This window comes from Nostoc parmelioides FACHB-3921, from assembly GCF_014696625.1.
Lineage (GTDB): Bacteria > Cyanobacteriota > Cyanobacteriia > Cyanobacteriales > Nostocaceae > Trichormus > Trichormus parmelioides.
This window is the reverse complement of sequence record NZ_JACJQL010000009.1, coordinates 66,141-89,274: the sequence shown is the minus strand read 5'-3', so window position 1 is coordinate 89,274 and position 23,134 is coordinate 66,141. Positions and strand designations below refer to the sequence as shown.

The 23,134-nt window shown below is 41.2% G+C and carries 23 protein-coding genes; 8 read left to right on the top strand and 15 right to left on the bottom strand.

Translation table 11 applies throughout. The features are described 5' to 3' along the window. Window positions 1-35: 35 nt before the first annotated feature. Both H6G14_RS08745 and H6G14_RS08740 read right to left on the bottom strand, forming a co-directional pair. The gene (locus H6G14_RS08745) at window positions 36-254 is read right to left on the bottom strand and encodes a photosystem I reaction center subunit IV (RefSeq protein WP_190566894.1); all 219 of its coding nucleotides are present in this window, start codon (window positions 252-254) and stop codon (window positions 36-38) included. A gap of 307 nt (window positions 255-561) precedes the next feature. Next, window positions 562-1,146: a PAP/fibrillin family protein gene (locus tag H6G14_RS08740; RefSeq protein ID WP_190566892.1), complete on the bottom strand. Its 585-nt coding sequence runs from the start codon at window positions 1,144-1,146 to the stop codon at window positions 562-564. A 244-nt stretch (window positions 1,147-1,390) separates the two neighbouring features. On the opposite strand from H6G14_RS08740, the gene H6G14_RS08735 reads away from it, so the two are divergent. The 3 genes from H6G14_RS08735 to H6G14_RS08725 all read left to right on the top strand — a co-directional run bounded on the left by H6G14_RS08735 (window position 1,391) and on the right by H6G14_RS08725 (window position 3,678). Beyond that, window positions 1,391-1,627, top strand: coding sequence for a DUF3134 domain-containing protein (locus H6G14_RS08735; RefSeq protein WP_010998455.1), 237 nt, complete (start codon window positions 1,391-1,393; stop codon window positions 1,625-1,627). Between the two features lie 78 nt (window positions 1,628-1,705). After that, window positions 1,706-2,815, top strand: coding sequence for a phospho-N-acetylmuramoyl-pentapeptide-transferase (gene mraY / locus H6G14_RS08730; RefSeq protein ID WP_190566890.1), 1,110 nt, complete (start codon window positions 1,706-1,708; stop codon window positions 2,813-2,815). 419 nt (window positions 2,816-3,234) lie between these two features. After that, the gene (locus H6G14_RS08725; RefSeq protein ID WP_190566888.1) at window positions 3,235-3,678 is read left to right on the top strand and encodes a COG3650 family protein; all 444 of its coding nucleotides are present in this window, start codon (window positions 3,235-3,237) and stop codon (window positions 3,676-3,678) included. A gap of 390 nt (window positions 3,679-4,068) precedes the next feature. Here H6G14_RS08725 and H6G14_RS08720 read toward each other — a convergent pair whose 3' ends face one another. Next, complete coding sequence (locus H6G14_RS08720; protein WP_010998451.1) at window positions 4,069-4,311, bottom strand: DUF6761 family protein; 243 nt, start codon at window positions 4,309-4,311, stop codon at window positions 4,069-4,071. Between the two features lie 536 nt (window positions 4,312-4,847). Here H6G14_RS08720 and H6G14_RS08715 point away from each other — a divergent pair. Then, window positions 4,848-5,618, top strand: a complete 771-nt coding sequence (locus tag H6G14_RS08715; protein ID WP_010998450.1) for a response regulator transcription factor — start codon at window positions 4,848-4,850, stop codon at window positions 5,616-5,618. An 81-nt stretch (window positions 5,619-5,699) separates the two neighbouring features. Here H6G14_RS08715 and H6G14_RS08710 read toward each other — a convergent pair whose 3' ends face one another. From H6G14_RS08710 to H6G14_RS08695, 4 genes are all read right to left on the bottom strand, one after another. Then, window positions 5,700-6,455: an ABC transporter ATP-binding protein gene (locus tag H6G14_RS08710; RefSeq protein WP_190566886.1), complete on the bottom strand. Its 756-nt coding sequence runs from the start codon at window positions 6,453-6,455 to the stop codon at window positions 5,700-5,702. 77 nt (window positions 6,456-6,532) lie between these two features. After that, the gene (locus H6G14_RS08705) at window positions 6,533-7,087 is read right to left on the bottom strand and encodes a hypothetical protein (RefSeq protein WP_190566884.1); all 555 of its coding nucleotides are present in this window, start codon (window positions 7,085-7,087) and stop codon (window positions 6,533-6,535) included. Window positions 7,088-7,170: 83 nt separating this feature from the next. Then, the gene (locus H6G14_RS08700; protein WP_190566882.1) at window positions 7,171-7,632 is read right to left on the bottom strand and encodes a DUF4079 domain-containing protein; all 462 of its coding nucleotides are present in this window, start codon (window positions 7,630-7,632) and stop codon (window positions 7,171-7,173) included. A gap of 182 nt (window positions 7,633-7,814) precedes the next feature. Continuing rightward, window positions 7,815-8,189 carry a DUF1830 domain-containing protein gene (locus H6G14_RS08695; RefSeq protein ID WP_190566880.1) on the bottom strand — a complete coding sequence of 125 codons (375 nt, stop codon included), beginning with the start codon at window positions 8,187-8,189 and terminating at the stop codon, window positions 7,815-7,817. Window positions 8,190-8,708: 519 nt separating this feature from the next. Here H6G14_RS08695 and H6G14_RS08690 point away from each other — a divergent pair. Further along, a complete protein-coding gene (locus H6G14_RS08690) occupies window positions 8,709-10,298 on the top strand; it encodes a photosystem II high light acclimation radical SAM protein (protein ID WP_190566878.1) in 1,590 nt (529 codons plus the stop codon). Window positions 10,299-10,485: 187 nt separating this feature from the next. On the opposite strand, the gene H6G14_RS34000 is transcribed toward H6G14_RS08690, so the two are convergent. The 3 genes from H6G14_RS34000 to H6G14_RS08680 form a co-directional block, all read right to left on the bottom strand. After that, window positions 10,486-10,611 carry a hypothetical protein gene (locus H6G14_RS34000; protein ID WP_277884308.1) on the bottom strand — a complete coding sequence of 42 codons (126 nt, stop codon included), beginning with the start codon at window positions 10,609-10,611 and terminating at the stop codon, window positions 10,486-10,488. A gap of 226 nt (window positions 10,612-10,837) precedes the next feature. Beyond that, window positions 10,838-11,422 (bottom strand): Uma2 family endonuclease, encoded by a 585-nt coding sequence (locus tag H6G14_RS08685; RefSeq protein ID WP_190567007.1) that lies wholly within the window; start codon window positions 11,420-11,422, stop codon window positions 10,838-10,840. 139 nt (window positions 11,423-11,561) lie between these two features. After that, window positions 11,562-12,200 carry a peroxiredoxin gene (locus tag H6G14_RS08680; protein ID WP_103136130.1) on the bottom strand — a complete coding sequence of 213 codons (639 nt, stop codon included), beginning with the start codon at window positions 12,198-12,200 and terminating at the stop codon, window positions 11,562-11,564. 369 nt (window positions 12,201-12,569) lie between these two features. Here H6G14_RS08680 and H6G14_RS08675 point away from each other — a divergent pair, with 369 nt between their 5' ends. Genes H6G14_RS08675 through H6G14_RS08665 form a run of 3 tightly spaced genes read left to right on the top strand, consistent with a single transcriptional unit; the run spans window position 12,570 to window position 16,211 of the window. Further along, entirely contained in the window at window positions 12,570-14,282 is a 1,713-nt protein-coding gene (locus H6G14_RS08675; protein WP_190566876.1) for a VWA domain-containing protein, read from the top strand. Between the two features lie 59 nt (window positions 14,283-14,341). Further along, window positions 14,342-15,067, top strand: coding sequence for a hypothetical protein (locus H6G14_RS08670; RefSeq protein ID WP_190566874.1), 726 nt, complete (start codon window positions 14,342-14,344; stop codon window positions 15,065-15,067). Between the two features lie 31 nt (window positions 15,068-15,098). Next, window positions 15,099-16,211, top strand: coding sequence for a substrate-binding domain-containing protein (locus tag H6G14_RS08665; RefSeq protein ID WP_190566872.1), 1,113 nt, complete (start codon window positions 15,099-15,101; stop codon window positions 16,209-16,211). 124 nt (window positions 16,212-16,335) lie between these two features. On the opposite strand, the gene hpsP is transcribed toward H6G14_RS08665, so the two are convergent. From hpsP to H6G14_RS08640, 5 genes are all read right to left on the bottom strand, one after another. Continuing rightward, window positions 16,336-17,508, bottom strand: a complete 1,173-nt coding sequence (hpsP, locus tag H6G14_RS08660) for a hormogonium polysaccharide biosynthesis glycosyltransferase HpsP (RefSeq protein WP_190566870.1) — start codon at window positions 17,506-17,508, stop codon at window positions 16,336-16,338. Between the two features lie 69 nt (window positions 17,509-17,577). Further along, window positions 17,578-18,756, bottom strand: coding sequence for a hormogonium polysaccharide biosynthesis glycosyltransferase HpsO (gene hpsO, locus H6G14_RS08655; RefSeq protein ID WP_190566868.1), 1,179 nt, complete (start codon window positions 18,754-18,756; stop codon window positions 17,578-17,580). A 58-nt stretch (window positions 18,757-18,814) separates the two neighbouring features. Further along, window positions 18,815-19,810 (bottom strand): hormogonium polysaccharide biosynthesis glycosyltransferase HpsN, encoded by a 996-nt coding sequence (gene hpsN, locus H6G14_RS08650; protein WP_190566866.1) that lies wholly within the window; start codon window positions 19,808-19,810, stop codon window positions 18,815-18,817. A 95-nt stretch (window positions 19,811-19,905) separates the two neighbouring features. Beyond that, window positions 19,906-21,567: a hormogonium polysaccharide biosynthesis protein HpsL gene (gene hpsL / locus H6G14_RS08645; RefSeq protein WP_190566864.1), complete on the bottom strand. Its 1,662-nt coding sequence runs from the start codon at window positions 21,565-21,567 to the stop codon at window positions 19,906-19,908. A 165-nt stretch (window positions 21,568-21,732) separates the two neighbouring features. Continuing rightward, a complete protein-coding gene (locus H6G14_RS08640; protein WP_190566862.1) occupies window positions 21,733-23,073 on the bottom strand; it encodes an FAD-binding oxidoreductase in 1,341 nt (446 codons plus the stop codon). Between the last annotated feature and the right edge of the window lie 61 nt (window positions 23,074-23,134).

Below are 23,134 nucleotides of genomic sequence, written 5' to 3'. Positions count from 1 at the left end.
CATCCCATTAAATAATCCCTTTGAGGCTTGGCTGCTTATTTTTTATTAGCAGGCTTGGCTTTAGGTGCTTCCACCTCTATCAATTCATCTACCGCAAAGTTGTTGGTGTTGATGCCAGAGTAGTTTACCTTATCAAAGCGGACAATTACTGGGTATTTGATGCCACTTTGGTCAACAGAAGCTACAGTTCCGACATCTTGGAACCAGTAGGATTCTGGGCGGAGAATACGTACTTTAGAACCACGTTGAACCATGAGTATCTTCCCTTTTAGTTATCAATTGCCAATATATAGGGCTATTTGATTTCACTCTACATCTTGAAGGTCGTCACTAGAGGCTTTGTTAAGTTATTTGTCTGATTGGTTAGTTGTCAGCTGTCAGTTATCAGTTGCTCATAGTCAATAGTCATCGGTTTTTCTCGATTTTTGCCTCTAGTGTCAATCTCTTCCTTTAGCCACTGTTCCCTTACCCATCTCAGCCTTAAGATGGGGGTCAGACCCTCCTTGACAAAGGTTAAATGATCGCGTAACTTCGTTCGCAAACACATTTTTAAGAAAAAACTTATGTTTTGCTTAAAACAAACACGCTACCCTCGTTACCCCTGCCAATGCGTAAATCGTTATCTATGTAGGTGATATCTAACCATCCCTGCTGTGTATCACTTTTGATAGGTACATCTAGGGCAGTGAATTTTTTACCAGCTTCGATTTGTTGGATAAAATCCCCTGGGGAAGTGTACCCGATTAATCGTTGTAAACCAACGATGGAACGTTGAAATTTAACTTGGACACGCCGTTCGGAAACTGGCTCAAATTTGGCAGCTACGCTAACTAATCCTTCGAGATAAGGTAAGCCATAAATCTCTGCTATGTTGTAAACGCTGGTAGTTTCTACCCGAATACACTGATAAATTTGTCCAAGTTTATATACAGGTACGCGATCTAAGTTTAAAAGAGCTTTACTGGTGGTGTATAGTAGTCGCCAATTACCTTCTAGCAGATTGGCATTTTCTACTGGACGCGGTGTAGGATTGAGGTCTTCTAATGTAGCGATCGCTGCTAAGATAGCTTGTTTCTGCTGTTCACTGGCTAATAAACCGCGATTAGTCCCGGCGATCGCATCTAATAAAGCTGTTTTTTTCAACATCACATTCCTTTAAAAAGCATCACCATTAAACTCACATTAAATTGATATTAATGTCCTATGTATGGAGCAGGAAAAATAACTAAGAATCTATTCCCAATTAGTTTATCTTTATTAAATAAATTATTTTGGTCAGCTTGCGGATTTATCAATCCAATAGTTGAAGAAATAACTAAATTATCCCGTCTCAAGTGATAGACTGCTTAATGTCTAGTTACATAAGTCTTTTTGCTCATTAGATATCGATATGTTGAATTCTCCTTTACGTGAAGAACCTCGTAACCAGCGTGCGGCTGTCATCCCTCTAAAGCAAGAATCTTCCCTATTAGATTGGTTGCAAGCCAACGGTCGTCTGATTTCCCGCGACGTTCATGAACCAGATTTTTCCGATGAAGAAGAAGAAATATCAGAGTTCCTGGGTGGAGAAGACGGCATCGATTACCTTGATGATGATGATGACGATATCACCATAGACGAAGATTAGTCTTTTGAGACTGGGACTCTGTTATATATAGTCCCTATAATTCAGTTTTATTAAAGTGTGGAGTGAAGGGAAACTTTTGTGGACGCTAAATTATCGCCTAATCAAGGATTAAATATTTCTGGTATTGGTCTAGCTTCTTCCTTAGCCGCCGGGCTAGGCATAGTAGCTTTAACTTTGGATTGGATAGCAAACAGAAATCCCTGGCAAGGTACATCGCTGACCTTGCCCCTGTTGCTATGTACTATTGCTTCAGCTATTGCAGGTTACTTTGTCGTACCACTACTGCAAGCATTGAAAACTGGGCAAATCATCCGTGAAGATGGCCCTCAAGCCCACTTGAAAAAAGCCGGCACACCCACAATGGGGGGGATATTTTTCATCCCTGTTGCCGTGGTAGGTGCTTGTGTACTGTCTAACTTTGCGATAGAAGTACTTGCTGTCTCTGCTCTCACCCTCAGCTATGGGCTAATTGGTTGGATTGACGATTGGCAAATTCTGCGCCGTAAGTCCAATAAGGGTATCTCCCCCCGGATGAAATTGGCTTTGCAAATCGGTTTTGCAGCAGCCTTTTGTTTATGGTTAATGTTTAATCAACCTGCTAATATTACGAGTATTGCTTTACCCTGGGTAAGCTTTGCCCTACCTTTGGGATTTTTATTCTGGCCTTTGGCTGGCTTTGTCCTCGTGGCAGAGAGTAATGCAACTAATTTAACTGATGGTATTGATGGATTAGCCGGAGGAACTGTAGCGATCGCCCTACTCGCATTAGGTGCTATAGTTGCCCCAACATCCCCCGCATTAATGGTTTTCTGTGCAGCTTTAAGCGGCAGTTGCTTAGGTTTCTTAGCTCACAACCGCAACCCAGCTAGGGTGTTCATGGGTGATACAGGTTCCCTAGCACTAGGAGGTGCTTTAGCTGCTGTAGCTTTACTAACTAACAGTTTGGTAGCCCTGTTTATCCTCAGTGGCATCTTCTTCGTTGAAACCCTTTCTGTAATGGCACAGGTAAGCTATTACAAAGCCACCAAAGGCCCCGACGGTAAAGGCAAGCGCCTCTTGAAAATGGCTCCTCTGCACCACCATTTAGAATTATCAGGCTGGTCAGAATTACAGGTAGTTAGCTCATTTTACGTGATAGCTGCCATCTTAGCTGCCATCTGTCTGGCGATCGCCTCCGGTAGAGCATAGCTCATTACATCGCCCCATTCTGAATATCTCACAAAATTAATCATCAACGAGAAATAGCCTTCTGCATCTACAGGGGGTTATTTTTTGTTATTTGCGGATTTTGGGCTTTCCGCATTACCTTATAAATTTGTACGTCTGAGTAGACGGGGCATAGTCCAATACAGTTCAGTTAGCGTTAAAAAACTGATTTGGTGTAGGTTGGGTTGAGGAACGTAGGCGCAGCCTTCTCGTAGAGTAACCCAACATTCTTGCCACTTTGTTGGGTTTCGCTATCGCTCTACCCAACCTACTATTCTTCTTAACTGAACCGTATTGGGGCATCATCACTCTCAAAATCCTGAATATTCAGGCGGAAAATATATTGTTAATGTTGTAGTTAAAAAAGCACGAAACTAACTAATAAATTTAATTAGAAAGCCATGAAAATACAAATTTTGTCTACATTCTTAGCTGGAATTACTACTATTTTAATGTTGAGTGATACTAGCAGTGCTAACAGCAAAAGAGAAGACATTAATGTTAATAATAATTCCTTGGTTTCTCAGGCTACCAATCGAGGTACTAGTGAAGAATTGATGGTCAGTGGTACAGAACCGTTTTGGGGTGTAACAATTAGCCGCAAAGGAATAATTTACTCTACCCCTGAATCTAGTCAAAAGTTTCCTTATATTGCCCCTTCCACAGCATCAGGAAGACCAGCAGATTTAGTCAGAGTTTATCGTTTGCGAGGGCGTAACAGCACCAATACCCTGGTAATCAGAAAAGGTTCTTGTAGTGATGGTATGTCTGACATCAACTACCCTTACTCAGCAGTATACATTGCAGGTAATACTGTTTTGGAAGGTTGTGCTAGAGCTAAATAAATCCCTTCTAAAAATTAGAAAAAGTAGGATTTACGCTTAATACTCTTTCATAAAAGTTGGGTATGGGGCATAGGAATAGTCCAAAGATATTTTCCCAAAGGTATCAGATTAGACATTATGGAAAATTAGCCAATTTCCCATTTCCTACGCCCTATGCTCCTGTAATTTTGGATTGGCAATTCTAGATGTTCAATTAAAAATCCAAAATTCAAACTCTTTTTCGCCCAATTCTCATGATTGGAAATCCCTAAATAACTGAGGGGCTGATATCCATGAGTAAAGTATTTCCCCGAATTCCCGCCATTGTGGCTCTTGACCATTACAGATAATATGCTAAGATCATCTGCGTGCGTTGAGCTACAGGTACTATTATTTGCTCTTTGGCGGGGTTTAGTAATAGTCTGGTTGTGGCTGTGTTTTCACAAAGTTTGACACATCGTACAAGTAGCGACTAGCTTCCTCCTCTAAACGATGAATCAGATAAGGCTCAATGACGTTACTGTGTCGCAGCGCGGCTAAATACCCGTCCAAATACATCCGCATTTCATCCGTGCGATAACCGCGATTCCACAAATCGACGAAGGCGTCGGTAATTCGTTGGTAATAGCGGATGGTTTGTGTGTCTTGGAGCATAACTGCTGATTTATGTCTTTGGAATGAGAATTGTAAATGATTCAGGCTGAAATGTGAAGGGTGATTTCTGCTTCAATTTCAGATGCAATTCTTTTTTGTCACTTTTGATAGTTACTCCAGCAGCTACAATACAGTTAGATTTTATTCCAGAAAACTTGCAATTACGTTAAGTCGTTAGGCTATTTTTATACTTTCAGTTGTAGTGAACAGCTTGAGCAGAGGAAAAGTGGTCGAATTAACTAAATTACAAGCGAATTTAGCCAAAAATTAACGCTGTGTATTCTTTTGCTGATGACGTTGAGGTACATTGTTTGGCTCTAAATGTAAGTCATTTAGCTAAAAGAACTTTTAATAACTATAACAAAAATTTAACAATATTATCAACTTCGCTCTGGACAAGGCATAAACTCAACATTTTGCCAACATAGGTTATAAAAAAACGTAAAGGTAATTGTGGCTAGAGTAACAAAGACTACAAAACCTTGGGCATGGGCTTGTTACTTTGAAATTCATCGACGCTAAGGGGTCTTGCCGCCGTGGGTTCGGTTTGTATTGAAATCGTTGAGGGGAATCCCCATCTGAGGTCGTTGCTGGGTTGGCACTTGCAACAGTTGGAGTACCGTGTGCATCAAGCCGCCAGCATATATCAAGCAAGGGAAGCCTTTTTGAGCCATCAGCCAACTCTAGTCATTCTGGATGCTGATTTGCCAGATGGTGACGGTATTGAATTTTGCCGTTGGCTGCATCGTCAGCAACAACCGCTAATTCTCATGTTATCTGCTCGGACTAATGAGGCTGATATCGTTGCCGGGTTGAAAGCGGGAGCTGATGATTACTTGAGCAAACCATTTGGGATGCAGGAGTTTTTGGCTAGGGTAGAGGCATTAATCCGCCGCAAGCGCACACCTACTGCTCCTGCTTATTTGGATTATGGTACTTTGCAAATCGATTTAGTCCAGCGCCGTGTACGATTCCAAGGGGAGTTTATCGACCTGACTCCACAGGAATTTAGTTTGTTGTACGTTTTGGCGCAAGCTGGTGGAGTACCTTTGAGCCGATCAGAGTTGCTACGTCGTGCGTGGCCTGACGCTATCGACAATCCGCGTACCATTGACACTCATGTTCTATCGTTACGTAAAAAAGTAGAACTTGATCCCCGCCAACCTAGCCTCATTCAGACTATCCGCAATGTTGGATACAGATTTAACATGGAAATTTTGAATGCTAATCCTCCACAAACACAAGCAAAGTTAACAAAAGAAAGATTTAGCAACCAACGCTCAACACTAAGTGGGCAGAGGGTGTAAGGGAGGCAGGGAAGTAGAGGAGCAGGGGAAGCAAAGGAGAATAACTAATGACCATTGACTAATGACCATTGACCATTGACATTAGTTCCATTCTTCATTGGCTTGGTTTTCGGCGTGCATCAACCTCTTTTGCAAGTCAATCCAGTCGATGTTAGAAGCTGTTTGATTTACCAATAAACGTCCTTGCTGTAAATACAAAAGCCGATTACAAAACATCTGATTGAAGTCTAGCTGACTGTTTACCATCACGATTGTTGTGGGATGAGTTTGAGTTAGCTGAGTTAAAACTTGGATAAGATGGGAGGCTATACCAATATCTAGATGAGAGGTTGGCTCGTCTAACAGGAGAATTTTCGGTTGAATGGCTAAAGCACGAGCGATCGCTACGAGTTGTCTCTGTCCAGTCGAAAGTTGTACCTCAGTGCGTCCTAACCAATCACTAGGGATTTGCAGCTGTTCTGTCCAATGACTAACTCGCTGTTGAATAGTCTCTTTGGGCAAACCGCGCAAAACTAAAGGGTAAGCTAAGGCTTGCTGGACTGTCATCCCCAGCAACTTTGGCTCTTGTAATACCAGGGTTACTATCTGGCGTAATTGGATGACGGGAATTTGCTCATATTCTTGATTTTCTAAAAAAATTTTGCCGCTATTGGGTTCACTAAGTCGGTTAATGAGGCGTAGTAGAGACGTTTTGCCAGCACCGGAGGAACCAATAATTGCTAGGCGATCGCCAGAGTTAATCTCAAAAGAGATATCCTGCAATATTTGGTGGCCCTGGAGTTGGGTTTTTAGCTTGGCAAACAGATTAACTTGTTCTAGCCGTAGTTGGGCTGTCATCGGGAGTATAGGGGTGTAAGGTGTGGGGGTATTGGGGAGAAGTTTTTTACCCAGTCCCTAATCCCCGGTTCCTAATCTTAGATGGCTATAGCTGTGGCGATCGCCCAAGCATCGATTAAAAGTAGTAATAGTGTAAATCCTAATAAAATTAAATACATCCACGGTTGTGCTAAAGGGCGAACATCTGTGGTGTCTATACCTGTTTTGCTTTGGACAATGTTCACCAGACGGGCAAATCCGGCTACGCGCATGGGTAGTAAATAAGCTTTTCCATCTTGACTGAGAAAATAATAAACCAGCCCTCCTTGCCCTGTGGAGCGGGGTTTAATTTGTTTTACTTCTTTCCAAGGTAAAGACCAACCTTTACGGAAGAATTTGGGAACCCAGACTGGATATGTTACCTGTATTCCTTGGTCATCTACAACTACTCGTTCAGTCAACACCGCATACAAGCCAACAAAACCAATGCTAATTCCCACCCATAACAAAGTCGGTGGTGTAGGTGCGTTTGTCGCCTCTGCTAAGAAAGGTAAGGGGACTGTGAGCGCTATGTATAGACTGAGTAAGGTAATCCGAATTAGGGGAGATAGGCGGAAAACAGTAGTTGAATTATCGACTAAATTTGCTGTCACGGCTCAATTAGGCTTATAGGCTTTTAAATTTAGTCTAACCGGGATAGTGAGAGTAGGGGGTGGTAGCCGGTGGCTGAATATGTTCATGGTAGATACTTTTGTACTACACTCCAACCAGTGAGTGATACCCAAGCGAAACCTAAAAACAAAATAGTATTTAAAGTGATGTGTAACGGTCTAGCCCAAGCTTTCCCGAACCTAATCTGTGTCGCACTAAAGGCAGATAGTAAAACTAATCCCACGACAATTAATCCAGCCCACAGGTGTGAAGAGTGACCTAAAGAGCCAAAGTGTCCCAAAGTGCCGATAATTCCGATCGCCAGCAGTAACAGCACTAAACTGACCATGCTGACACCCATAATCACGTGCAGCGTTACCCATTGTGAACGACCCCCAGCAAACATCATAAAACTAGGAACTGTGAGCGAATTTCTTATCCGCCACATCCAAAACCCTGTGGTTGCTAGCAGCACATAAGCCAATAGCGATAATCCCATCGACCACGCAGCTATTTTCCACAGCCAAATAAATGAAGGTAGGTGCATAAAATATTTATTGTAGATGGGAGTGGGACTTTTAAGAGGCTGGGGGCAGGGGAAGCAGGGGGGCAGGGAGCAGGGGGAGCAGGGGAGTAGAGTAAAACTACTGACAACTGACAATTGACAATTAACTAAACAAAAAAGCTGCTGAATTCAGCAGCTTTTAATATTTGACTAAAATTATTTTCTTATTCAACGGATGCTAGACCAGCAACTGTTAAAGGTTTTGTATTATTTGTCTGCGCTACGGATTTTGTACTAATAGGGTCTGTCCCTAAGGAATCTGTATTAAATTCATTGCTGCTAGGTTCGCTCATAATCAGGCGATCGCACGGAATGGTGTCAGACAAAATTGCACTTGCCATCATACCTGTATGAATCTCCATTTGCCCTTCGATGGGAGCTTCAAACACGAGGCGTTGTCCAGGGAAAACCACCCTTTCAAAGTACCAATTGGGAATATTGGTGATGCGAGCGACCTGGATTTTGCTCGTGGCATTAACGTAGCAGCAGAGAACTTTTCCTGATTGCTCTGGTGGTAGAGGATCTAATATTTGAGCCATAACTGCTGAGGAGCTTGTCGCCACAATTTTACATTACACCTGCAAAGTTAACACTGGCTGATCCCAATATGTTGTAACTCCGACTACCAACTGAAATTTTCTACGCTATTTATATCTAAAGATATGTTCAAGTTATGGAATTTATATAAAAAAAATTATTGCCCATAAAATTATACAGTAATAAATATTTTTTCTCAATTTATGACCTATTAAATTCATAATCAATACCATTGAATCATCGTTATTCCAGCGCCGCAATGAAACCTCTAATAGAAAATTTTCAGTTTCAACCTTCTTAGGGCTTAACTATAGGGATCATCGCTTAAGGAATGAACTCAGTGTTATGGTAAAGATATATGAAATTTTTCTTCATAAAGCCAATCTATATTATTTCCATGCCAGGAAAATCTGCTTATCAAGAATCTGCTTAAATGTCAAGCAGGCTTGTAATAGGCAAGTCAGACTAAAACACACTTGGCATATTGACTATTTTTTCAACTCTCCTCAACAGACGGCAAGATGGAAGTTAAAACACCGATGATGGAAAATCGAATTCTCTATGTTCGCCTTCCTTGTAACCCCATCTTTCCTATTGGGGTTGTTTACTTGAGCGATCATGTCCACAAAATGTTTCCCGATATCGAACAACGAATTTTTGATTTGGGAACAGTTCCACCTTTAGATTATGCCTCTGCCTTGGATCGTTGTATCGACGAATTCCAGCCCACCCTATTGGTATTTTCTTGGAGGGATATTCAAATTTATGCCCCAGTGGGTGGACGTGGTGGCAACCCTCTGCAAAACGCTTTTGAATTTTACTACGCTAAAAATCCCCTCATTAAATTACGTGGGGCTTTAGGTGGTTTACGCATCTTCATTGCCTACTATGTCGAGTTGTGGCGTAACCTGGGATTAATTAAACGTGGCTTAAAACGTGCTGCCAAATATCACCCTGATGCCCGTGTGGTTGTGGGTGGTGGTGCTGTTAGCGTATTTTACGAACAACTGGGTAAAAGCCTACCCAATGGCACAATTATTTCTGTGGGTGAAGGGGAAACTTTACTCGAAAAATTCTTAAGTGGCAAAGAGTTTCGGGATGAACGCTGTTATGTAGTGGGAGAAGCGAAGCCACGCCAACGTTTAATCCACGAACAACCCACCCCATTGGAAAAAAGCGCCTGTAACTACGACTATATCGAAACTATCTGGCCGGAGTTTAACTATTACCTGCAAGAACAAGACTTTTATATCGGTGTCCAAACCAAACGCGGTTGTCCTCACAACTGTTGTTACTGTGTGTACACCGTAGTGGAAGGTAAACAGGTACGTATTAACCCAGCTGATGAAGTCGTGGCAGAAATACGGCAATTGTATAATCGCGGCATTCGCAATTTCTGGTTTACAGATGCCCAATTCATTCCTGCACGAAAATTCATTGATGATGCTGTGGAACTGTTACAGAAAATTATTGATTCTGGTATGACAGATATCCACTGGGCAGCATACATCAGAGCCGACAACCTCACACCAGAATTGTGTGAGTTGATGGCAAAAACTGGGATGAACTATTTTGAAATTGGAATTACCAGTGGTTCTCAAGAACTCGTGCGAAAAATGCGGATGGGTTATAACTTGCGGACTGTCTTGCAAAACTGCCGTGACTTAAAAGCGGCTGGGTTTAATGATATGGTTTCTGTCAATTATTCCTTTAACGTGATTGACGAACGTCCTGAAACCATCCGTCAAACCATTGCCTACCACCGCGAATTGGAAAAAATCTTCGGTGCTGATAAAGTCGAACCAGCTATTTTCTTTATTGGTTTGCAACCCCATACCCATTTAGAAGAATATGCTTTTAAAGAAGGTGTCCTCAAACCAGGGTACAATCCCATGAGTTTGATGCCTTGGACAGCCAAAAAACTCTTGTGGAACCCCGAACCTCTTGGTTCATTCTTTGGGGAAGTTTGTTTGCAAGCTTGGCGACAAAACCCCAATGATTTCGGACGAGAAGTCATGAAAATTCTTGAGGAAAGATTAGGTTGTGCGGATTTGGAAGCAGCACTTTCAGCACCAATTGAGACGAAAGATAAACAATTAGTGGGGGTTTGATTTAGCAGAATTCGGTGGGGGCTTGAACCCCACTACTGTTAGTTCTAAGTTGCCCTTACATCAGCTGGCTAATATCCAAGTTTTTGAGGTCAAAAAACATACTCAACTTGGTAGACTTCGATTTCTCAAAGACCCTCTATTTTTTACTTCCAGTGTTTTCCTGAATTTGACTGAGTGAGTTTCTGTATTAGCAATGGATGTTTGTGCCTGCTTGTTTGTAAATCGACTTGACGGCGATTTTGGCAGGGCGATCGCATTTTGCATCAACTTCACGAAAAGCTGTAGCGGATGATATGATGCAAATATTTGGCAAATTCTTGAGGCAATTCTGTTACTTTTATAGCTGTTGACGGTTGACTGTTGTCTGTTGACAGATTTGAAAGCCTTTTATTGTCAGTTTTTTATCTTAGCTTGATGTCCTAATCTATCTGGCTCTGGCTATAAATGATAAATCCTCTCTAGCAATTGTTTATATTGCTTGTAATCTCACAAAACTTATAAAAAGAGGGGTATAGGGGTATAAAGAGTTTTCTGGATAATTACCAAATTTTAGACATCTTCAGGGTAAATCCGGGTAAATTTGGGTCTGCACTCACTACATCAGGGTTTTCTAAACATTCTTCTGATTGACCAGGACGATAAATATAAACTTGGCGATGTTTGCGGTCAATCAAAAAACCTAACTGTACCCCTGGCTCTTGCATATATTCTGCCATTTTATCTTTTAGGGGTTGGATATTATCACTAGGCGATCGCAGTTCAATGACAAAATCAGGACAAATGGGAGCGAATTTCTGTTGTTGTTCCGATGATAAAGCATTCCACCGCTCTAATTTCATCCAGGAAGCATCTGGAGAGCGTTTTGCACCCGTGGATAATGTAAAGCCTGTACTGGAGTCAAAACAAATACCTGTACCATCTTTTTCTGACCACACCCATAACTGTCCGAATATATTACCTCCTCGATACCCTGTCTCTGAACCAGTAGGTGGCATAATTGATATTTCTCCAAATTGATTCATTTCAATTCGTAAATCTCGATTTACTTGACAGAAATCAAAGAATTGTTCATCTGTCATTTGCATTGATGGCGGCATTTGGATCACAAGGGAAGATGACAGCATCATAGTTCAACATCTGACTTTATTTTCCATTTTTACGTAAATACAAAAAAACGCAAAGCTTTATCTTTGCGTCTTGTAAACAAATTGACTTAAAAATTTAACTACTCAATATTGAGTATTTATTTTCACTCAGCACTCATTACTTATTAGGCTGAGGAGTCATCCGTAAGTAGGGTTTAATTTCTTGGTAGCCTTTGGGGAATTTCTCTTTCAATACTTCTGGGTCTTTGAGAGAAGGTACAATTACACAATCATCACCATCTTTCCAGTCGGCTGGGGTAGCAACGCTGTAGTTATCGGTGAGTTGTAGTGAATCGATTACCCGCAACAGTTCATCAAAGTTGCGTCCGGTGCTGGGGGGGTAGGTGAAGGAAAGACGCAGTTTTTTGTTGGGATCAATCACAAATACGGAACGTACTGTGACGGCTGCGTTGGCGTTGGGGTGAATCATGTCGTAAAGGTCGGAAACTTTACGATCTGCGTCTGCCAAAATGGGGTAGTTGAGTGTGGTGCTTTGAGTTTCTTCAATGTCGCCTACCCAGCCATTGTGAGATTCTACATCATCAACGCTGAGGGCGATCGCTTTCACGTTACGCTTGTCAAATTCTGGTTTGAGTTTGGCAACTGTACCTAATTCAGTTGTACAAACTGGTGTATAGTCAGCAGGGTGAGAAAACAGCACAACCCAGCTATCACCAGCCCATGTGTAAAAATCTATGTCGCCATGTGTAGACGCTTGTGTAAAGTTGGGTACTGTATCACCAAGACGGAGAGCCATATAAGATTCCCTGTAGTTAAGTAAGGCTTATGTATTTTACCGTGTTGTCATTACACAACATCGGTTTCCCCATCGGCTTTTAGTGCTTTGTAACAAAAATTTTAACTTTTTCGCAGCTAAAAGTCTATTTCAGATAAGGAACGATAACTCACGGTTTTTGATTATTGCACAAATGGGATGTATTTGTTTTTTCTGCACAATGAAAAAAATAATTTGATACCTTTTCTGGAATTGTCTGTGTAGAGTTTGTGGTTTGTAGAGGAATGTAATCATCTAAAGTCAGTGATGTTTGATACTCATTTGACTTTTACAAAACATAAGTAAAAATTAAAGCAGTTTTTTCCCCATTCCCCATTCCCTCATAAATACATGATTTTCAAAGGGTCTTGGTCAATTAAGCGTTTGACAGCAGCCTTTGGTGTACTGTTACTAACCGCTTGTAATGGTAATACCAACTCTGATGATAATTTTACGGGTTTGAAAGTTAAACTTCTGGTGGGTAGTGCATTGGGTGATTTTTGTACCCAAGCCGCAAAAAATTTTAATGCGACTCAGCCGAAATTAGATAATGGGACAGCATTTCGGGTAAGTTGTGAAGCGCAGGGTAGCGGTGATGTAGTCACCCAGGTAGTTAATTCTGCTACTCAATTGAAAAATGGTACTTTATCAGCAGATGCGCCGGAATTACCCACGATTATTTCTTTGGATGGGGATATATATCATAGTCAGCTAATTTACCGCATTAACCAATTGTATCCAGGGCAAAATTATATTCCAGAAATTACCGATGCCGAGTTAATAGCGAACACACCAATGGTATTTATGGCGCAGCCAGATGTGGCCGAGGGTTTGAGGAAGGTAGCTGACCCTTATCAAGCTTTGGTGACTGCGAAAACGCACAAAGATATCGACTCAAGCGCACCAGCTTTAACTGTTAACTATGTCCACACTGCGCCGACTCGTTCTAATTCTGGGTTACAAACCTTGGTCGCTCAATATGTCAGTGTATCGGGTAAACGTCCAGAGGAGTTGACTGTTGCTGATGTGCAGAGGTTTCAGCCGCAAATTCAGCAAATTCAAAGTAAGATTACTCGCTACGGGGTTTCTACTAATTCTCTCGCCCAAGCGATGGTGAAAAATGGGCCATTTTGGGCTTCTGTGGGTTCTGTGTATGAGTCTAGTGTAATTACGGCTAATTCTGGCTTGCAATCAGGACAGCAGCGTTATCAGGCAGTTTATCCTAAGACAACTTTTACTTCTAATATGCGGGCAATTGTGCCGAATGCGCCTTGGGTGAGTGCTGATGAGAAGGCTGGTGCAGAAAAGTTTATCACTTATTGGCGATCGCCTGATACTCAAAAAATTGCCACAGATTTAGGTCTGCGTCCAGGAACCCCAGGAGTAGCGTTAGGTGCAAAGTTTTCTCCTGAGTTTGGTGTGGTAGCACAGGCTAAGTATGATTCTCTGCGTCCACCAAAACCAAAGGTGGTAGATGCAATGTTGAAATCTTGGCAGGAGGCTTCTAAAAAACCATCGTTAGTGGTGGTGGTAGTGGATTCTTCCGGGTCGATGGAGGGTAACAAGTTACCAGCCGTACAAAATACTTTGCAAAATTATATTAAGAATTTGGGCAAAAAAGAACAAATTGCTCTAGTCGATTTTGATTCAGAAATTAGAGAGCCTGTCTTAGTAGATGGTACTCCCCAAGGACGCGATCGCGGTGTGCAGTTCATTAGTGGTCTTAGAGCTGATGGCAGTACAAGATTATATGATGCTGCTATTGAGGCGCGGAATTGGTTACAAAAAAATCGTCGTGAAGGAGCGATTAATGCAGTTTTAATATTAACTGATGGGGAAGATTCTGGTTCACAAATATCCTTGGATGATCTATCAACGGAGTTACAAAAAAGTGGTTTTTCTACTGACCAGAGAATCGGCTTTTTTACCGTTGGTTATGGTAAGGAAGGTGAGTTTAATCCTGATGCTTTGAAGAAGATTGCTGAGTTGAATGGAGGTTATTATTCTAAAGGTGATCCGGAGACAATTTCGCGGTTGATGGCAGATTTACAGGTGGAGTTTTAAACGCGGAGGGGCGCTGAGGTAGGCGCGGAGTTACTCGGAGTGTTTTTGAGGTTGATTTTATGTTCAAGTTAGTAAACCCGTTGTATTATCCGGTGGCTGTGTTGGTTGGGGGTGTGAGTTTATTTGTGGGCGTGCGTTTGGGAAGCTTGCCTAGTCCAGTTATGTTACCTGTGGCGGCGGGTATTACTATGGCTGGGGCTAGTTTTTTAAAATCCCGTGAGTCGCCATCTTTAACATTAGATAATCCAGAGTTGGAAAGAGAAATAAATTCTGTGAAAATGTCAGCTTTAGTATTGGCAAATCAAGCAAATGACTTGCGTTTAGAGGCTAAGAAATTGCTAACAGATTCTTTTCAAATCGAACTTTTGGCAGGTTTGCAAACGAATTGCGATCGCGCTGTGGAACTTCCAGGTAAAATTGATACTCTGGTATGGAATATCAACGGTGATAATTCTCTACTTTCAGTTGAATCACTCCAGAAACAATTGCAGGAAGTTAAACAAAAACTGCCATCTAGTTCCGGTGTCGCTAAACAACATTGGCAGCAACTTGCAGATAGCCTACAACGTAATATCAAATTAGCTAAAGAAGGTGAAGATACTCGCCTTGCTAGAATCATTAATATTTCTACTTTAATTCAAGATGTGGCTGGTTTATTGCAGCGATTGCAAACAAAAATTCGTACCTCAGATTTACATGATTCTGAGCAAATTAATGGCATGATATTACTAAGTGATGAGCTTAGTAGTCTATCAGAAAATCTGGAATTGTTAGTTCGTAAATAAGATTAAATAACCGGGATGAAAAAGTAACTTTATGGCTACTCAAAAGTCAAAGTCTTCCCAAGTTTATACATCAGCCGGAATTATTGCTGCATCATTAATTTTAACTTATACCCCTATTCCTGGGTTACAGCAAACTGTCATTATTATTAGTGGTACAGAATTACAGGAACCATTACAACAGCTAGCAGCAAAATTTGAGCAGGAAAATCCAGATATTCAATTAGAACTAAAGTTTCAAGGTTCCCAAGATATGGTTAACAAATTTGTTGACCAAAAAAATGATTTTCAACCTACCGTTTTAATTCCTGCTAATGGAGAAATTTTAACAGAATTAAGCGATCGCCTGCGTGCCACTAACAATACTGCCCCATTTTACGACTCTCCCCGACCCATCGCCAAAACCATATTAGTAGGTATTGCTTGGCCTGAACGTGGCAAAGTCCTGTTTCCTGATGGACGCTTTCAATGGCAAAAAGTTGAACAAGCGATGCTAGCTAGTAACTGGGAAAAAATCGGTGGTAATAAGGATTGGGGTAGCTTTGATTTTGTCACCACAGACCCCACCCGTTCTAACAGTGGTCAGGTAACTTTAAATCTGTGGACAAAATCAAAATTAGGTACACAGGTAAATAGCAATAGTTTCAATAATCCATCTGTGCAGTCGTTGTTTGGTTTAGTGAAAAAATCCGTTTATCAGCCACCACGGTCTACAGATATTCTCTTGCAAGAATTTATTACCAGAGGCCCCAATGACGCTGATGTAGCTACAGTCTATGAAAGTGTCGCCCTTTATCGTTGGCAACAGTCAAGTACGAATAACGGTAGACCTTATCAAATATATTATTTAAACCCATCCATTGAATCCACAGCCACAGCCGCAATTGTTCGCCGAGATGTTGACTCAGGAACTGCGAATGCAGCCAAGAAGTTTCTCGACTTTGTGACGCAACCAGCACAACAAGCAATATTAGTTGAGTATGGTTTCCGTCCGGTGAATAATGCTGTTGATTTAAAATCTGTGCCTCAAAGTCCTTGGAATCAAAATATTCCCGGTGCTGAAGTGAAACCAACGGTGGAAACACTACCGCCTCCCACGGCTGAGATGATTACAGAAATGCAACGATTATGGGAAAGGGCGAATTAATTGGTCATTGGTCATTAGTCATTGGTCATTAGTCATTAGTCAACAGTCCATAGTTATTCTTCTTTGCTCCCCCTTCTCCCCTGTAACCCTGCTCCTCTGCACCCCTGCTTCCTCTGCACCCTACTCAAGTTTTAATAATCGTTTGGTAGGCTTGGATCATTTGCTGGGCGATCGCATCCCAGCTAAAATTTTGTAAGGCGTAATTTTGGGCGTTTAGTCCTCGGCGTTGGCATTCTTGGGGATTTTGCAATGCTTGTTGTAATAGTTCTACTAGTGATTCTACCTCTGTTGTCCCCACCCAGCCTGATTCACTATCTCGCACCTGTTGCCAAATATGCACTTGGTCGGAAATAATGACCGGTACACCTGCTACCATTGCTTCAGCGACCGCAATACCAAAGTTTTCGTAGTATGAAGGTAGGACAAATAAATCAGCTGCTTGTAGTAAACTAGCTTTTAACTCACCAGTGACAAACCCTGTAATAGTAGTGTGCGATCGCAGTGATGAGTGAGTAATTTGGTCTTTTATTTGCTGTTCATAGTCTGGGTCTTGGGGGTTTGTTCCCGCTAAGACAAAATGAAAGTTATTCCCAATCGCTAATAGCTTCTCTAACGCAGGGATTAATAAATTTAATCCTTTTTTTGGGTCAATCCGCGACATAAATAATATTAACGGTATATTCTCTGGAATCCCCAACTGATTAATTAAAGCATTGTCTGATTTTTTCTGTGGGGGGATAACGCCCAACGGAATCACTAAATCGCGCGTAGCTACTCCAAATCTAGCTGACACTTTCGCTTCTTGTTCACTAGTGAAATGAATTGCTGCTGCACCAGCTAAATTACGCCGTTCGATAATTTCTACATATAGCTTTTTCAATTGCTTTTTCTTCTGTAAATCAGCCGGGTCAAGAGTACCTAAAGGGCGCAAAATATAGGGTAACTTTTGTTGGCGACATATAGTAGCTGCCGCACTACTCACAGGAGAAAATAAAGCATGGATATGGGCAATATCATACTCATGGGCGTGAATTTTTAACCAATTGAGTAAGTCTAAAGAAAATTTATAACGTCGAAACGGAGAACAGCGAAAATATATTATTTCATAACCATCTTGTTTTATAGGAACATTCAAAGGCACATCTAAAGGTTTTTGACCACTATCACCATTGCTATCAGTGGTAATGATTGTAACTTCTGCACCTGCTTTTACTAACGCTGGTGATAGTCCCAATACCATTTGACTAGGGCCGCCATAAATCAAAGAAATAGATGGGACAATTTGTAAAATTTTCATTAGTTGACAGTTGTCAGTTGTTAGTTCTTAGTTGTCAGTTGCCAATGACCATTGACTATTGACTATTGACTATTGACCATTGACCAATTCTTGATAAAACTCAAATTGCTCTTTTGCTAAAGCTTTATTGGTATATTTAACCATAGCTTTTTGATAACCTCTTGCACCCAGTTCTTTAGTTAAATCTGGTTGTTCAATAAGTTGCAATAAGCAATTAGCCAATGCTTGAACATCGCCTTCAGGGAAGACTAAACCAGCATCCCCGATGACATGGGGTATTTCGCCGGAATCAGAACCAATTACGGGAACTTGACAAGCCATCGCCTCAATTAACACATGACCGAATTGTTCTTTCCACCCAACAGAAGTTAAGGTTTTAAAGTTATAAGTCGTTTCTGAGGGTAAAACTAAAGTACTCATTAAATTAATATAGTTGGCAACTTCATTATGAGGGACACTTTCTATAAGAATCACCCTATCTTGGATATGATTTTCTGCGGCAATTTTAATCAACTCTTCTTGTAAGGTGCCACGGCCTAATAATAGTAACTTCCAAGTTTTATCTAGAGGTAATTTAGTTAATGCTTGCAAGAGTGTGAGCAAACCCTTTTCTGGCACAAATCGCCCCACGAAGCCAATCACAAATTCACCGGATTTGATGCCTAACTTAGCCGCTAATTCTGGTTGTGCTTGAGGTGTAAATAAAGTTTCATCTACACCTAATTGAGGCATAACTTTAATTTTTCCTTGATATCCCCGTTGTCGTAAAACCTCAGCGCCATCTTGATTACCAGAAATAATGCCGTGGCTGTTGTTAAGGTTATATTTTTCTAATAAAGCAATGGGTAATTTTAACTCGTAAGGTAGATTCCACCAAGTAAAAAAGATATTTTTTGCCTTTAGATTTAATAATTGATTCAAGGCAATCATTTGAGTGTATGCAAGACTCCTAGAACCTTGTTCTACTTGAATAACTTGGGGGCGAAATTGCCTTAGTAAGGATATTAAATCAGCCCCAAAAGTCAGTAGACCTTGATGATTTTGACTAAAGTTAGAAACAGGAACTATCTTAAAAGTACCTTCATCACGGTACTGGGTTTCAATAATTTTATTTTGAACGCCACCAGGTTTCCAGGTTTTAGGAACTACAACTGTGACTTCAATCCCCGGTTCTAATTGAGATAAAGCCCTTAGTTTTTCACAGTTAAGGTCTACAATATAAGTATGACTGGCAACTAAAATTTTCATAAGTATTTGTTAGTTGTTAGTTGTCAGTTGTCAGTTGTCAGTTGTCATTTACTAATGACTAATGATCATTGACTACTGATTGTTTATCCAGACGGCTGTAAATTTGACCATCATTCCAATTTGATTGAATAACACTCCCTAAGGCTCTGAAAAAACCTAAGATATAGAATATGCCACGGGTAATAATTTTGATCGGAGAACCGCTTTTGTGACAAGGGGGACGACCAAGGACGTGACAATCAAATAAACGGGCGTATAGGCGTAAAGCTTGGCTAAAATTGAGATTTTTCAATCCTAAGAGGAAATGATTGTGATAGAAAGTGAATTGATATTGGAGCGATCGCATACTAATATCATGACAACCCCCTGTTTCTTCCCCTAAGTGGATTAAATCTGCCTCTGGGTCATACCAAATTTTATACCCTGTCTGCCGCAACCTTAAACAAAAATCTGACTCCTCACGGACTGCACTACCGCGAAATCTTTCATCAAACCTGAGTCCATACTTAGTAAAAATCTCTCGACGAAAAGACATATTACAACCCCTAGCGGTCAATACTTGCTGGGGCTTGATTGTATGTACTAGGTCAATATGATACCAAGCGACTCCTGGATCCATCGCTTCAGGTGGGAGATATTCAATCTCTAAATTTCCCCCAGAATCACCTAATTTCATTCTGTCAAATACCCTGCCCGCTACAGCACCTACATCGGGATTTTGTACGTAATTTTTTGCATGGGCTGCTAAAAATCCGGGCTTCAATTTGACATCATCATCAATAAATAAAACTATTTCTCCAGAGGCTCGCCTTATAGCATAATTACGTGCGCCTGGTAAACTAGCCCAATCTAGACGAAACCACTTAACTTTACCTGCTGCGGCTACTTCTTCTAAGTAAGTTTCGATTTCTGGTTTGTGTTTTGGCGACTGGTCTACTACCAAAACTTCATAATTGGGATAATCCTGATTTAAGACATCGATAATGCTATCCCTGAGGATTTCCTCTCGCCCATAGGTTGGTATGACTACGCTAATTAAAGGCAAATTACCCATAACGAATTTCTACCTGGTTTAAATTTGTTGGCTTAGACAATAGTCTGCCATAAACAACCTTGTGATATTTATCTCCCATCTACTGAGAGTGTAGTCTATAAAAGTTTTAATTGTGGACGCTTTTTCTTGTTTTTTTGTTTAGGGTCAGCATTTTCCTTTTCCTGTTTGTCTATAACAGGCAATTTAAACAATATACCGGCGAAAAACCAGTAATATACAGCTACTGGGTCAACGTCTAAAGGATAGTAGTAAGTGTTATAGCTAATAAACAATATAAACACCCACATAGCAGCCGCATAAGTACGTAAATTACGGTCTTTGATTGAGCGATAGGCTTTGTGACCAGCAATTGTTATGGCAGTCACTAATGCTAAGAAACCAAACGTACCCGCGAAACCGACTTCGTACAGGAGTTTAGGGTAATAAGTCTCGATCAACCGAGTTGAACCCAAAGTACGAGCGGAGTTAGTAGCTCGACCCAGACCATTACCTAGAGGATTACCTGTACTTCTCAAGGTGTCTTCAAATTGCTGGACAATAAATTCCTGGGGCGGTGATGCTTCCCAACGACTTGCCAAACTATTGACCCGTTCTTCTACAACCGCCGGGTTACTAGCCATAGCGATCGCCAATAGAGCCGCTAGACCTGCACCAATAGGAATAAAGCGTTTCAGGTTACCGATTTGACCTGTAAGTACGAGCAGAATGACAAAACAGACGGGTACTAAAACCAAAGCAATTCTTTGTCCAGAGACAACTGCATTGATAAATACAGTCGCCATAGAACCTAAACTAATGAACCGCCAAATGATGGAAGGATCAGAAAAACCTGTGGCGAAAGCCAGAAAAGTACTAGAAATTAAAAACCATGCCCACTGCCAAGGAGCTACAAAGGTTCCTGGCAGTCTAATCATGCCCTGGCTAGGACTGTATACTAAAGAACCACCAATATAACAACGTGCTTCTAATGTTGCTCTAAATAAAGCATTTCCTTCAGCATATCTAGTACCTTCACATACACCTGTTAATAGCAAAAGATACTGCACTATACCTAGAGCGCCACATATCAAAATCAGGCTGACTTGTAAGCGTGATATGAACAAAAAGTCCTTTTTATCTTTCATTAAGTAGTAAACACAACCCATCAGAGGTAAATAGCCTAAAAGCACTTTTAGCCCCAAAAGACCCATACCTAAAGGTATTTCAGTGCTGGCTTGTTTTAATGGGCCAAGATCAGGAGGGTTGAACTGTTGTGCGCCATTGACAAAAAGCAGTGTCAAAAGACACAAACCTAATAGAATAAATAAGGGTGTTCTAATCGCTGGGGGAACAATTAAAGGTAATTTTTGCTTACGGCAAGCTTGCCAAATGGCAATTAGGGCTGGAAAGTAGAACGCATCTTTTGCTAATTGCAGAATTGGACTGTTACCGATGTAGTAAGTGATAGTACCACCAGCTGGGACGTATATTAAGAACGCGATAAGTCCCACACGAGGATATTTGTAGCAAAGGGACATGATAATAATCCCTAAGACAAGGGGAACAGCTGTCTGAATTCCAGCTACTAAAAACACAGCCAGTCCGACAAAAAGGCTAATAAAGGTAACAGTACTCAGTGTGCTAATGAGTTCCTTTCGTGCTTGGGCCGCTTTGCGTTTTTGGGCTAGTCGTTCTTTGATGCTCAGGCTCGGAGTTTCTGCCTGTGAATCCTGCACCGACTTTTTAGAACCCTTGGTTTTTGATTTTAATACTGTCATAGAGGCATTTTATTCTATCGCCTAGACTTTATCATTTTGTGCAATTGCGCTGAGAGAGATGGTGGAAGTCATTGACAGCGCACTGACTCGCCATTTAACTACTAAAGCACTGACACAATTTCCCTTTTTTAATGAATGAAGATTCTTAAAAATAACTTTATGAATTTATGAAAATTGCAATACTTTACTTTTGCCAGGATTCATTAAGCCGTAGGGGTCAACAATTTCCTTAAATTTTAACTGCTCAGGGTCAATAACTTTCCTGCCGCCGTCTTCAATAATATATGTGTGGGGATTGGCAATAAATACGCCTTTAGCTTCGTGGTAGCGGATAATTTCATTTAGGCGTTCTTCTGTGGAGTAGCGTACAAGTTGTAAAGCCGCAGGTACTACCACACCATTAACGCGAATAAATTCTAAATGAACCATTACTTCATCACCAAAGTAATGATGTAGATCCGCGACTAATTCCAAGCCTTTATCCGCAGGAATAATGCTTTGTAAATATGTAAGGGAAGTGTCTACATTCCGGGCGTGTAAAGTAGTGTGATTCCAAGTAAATTCAGCTAGATTTAATCCTTTACCTGCTTCTTGGGCTGGTTTTTGGTAGGTGATTTGTCCGCTATATTGCTGGACTAACCCAGGTAACGATTCTAAACTGGGTTCGGCAACTATCAGAAAAGCTGGGTGAGTATCTTTAGGGATGTATGGCTGTAGCGGGTGGAAGTATTGAGGAATTGGTGATGCAAAGATAGTGACGAGCTTTTTAATCATGCCATCAGCATTAGCTAAAGTTTGTCCAAACTTGGCTGCTGTGATGAAGTCGTCGAAGGTGACGATTACTTCAGCCCAAGGATAGGCAGGCCCCAGAGGAATTTCTACTTGTGTGATAATGCCGTTAATTCCCCAAGCATGGTTTACCTTCTGCACATCGTCGCCACGTAACTCAATGACACGGGGTTCTGTTTCTAAGGTGACAACTCGCAATCCTAAAAGATTACCGCGATCGCCTAATAAACCATATTGCACTGAACCAATACCACCGCTACCACCTGCAATAAATCCCCCAATTGTAGCCGTACGATAGGTAGAAGGTGCCATCCGCATTTCCCAGCCAATTTCTCGTGCTTTTTTATCTAAGGCTGCTAATTTCACCCCAGCTTCTACCCTAGCTACACCTGGTTTTACCCACAGGATTTCTTGTAATTTCGTCATGTCTAAAATGACACCTCCATGCAGAGGTACGCACTGCCCATAGTTTCCAGTTCCCGCGCCTCTGACAGTTACAGGTACGCGATGTTCTGCACAAATAGCAGCAACTTTGATGACTTCTTGTTCATTGGCGGGGCGGACTACAATATCACCAACTTTGCCTGCTAGTTTCGGGACAAGTACGGGGCTAAAGGTATGGTAGTCCTGGGATAATTTTGCTACTTGATTGGGTTCAGTGATAGTTTCAATACCTTCTAGGGAGTTAATGAGGACATCCAAGTTTTTGATCGTCATCAGTTTAGATCCTTTTTTTAACGCAGAGTGACGCAAAGGTTGGAGCAAAGGTGCGCGGAGA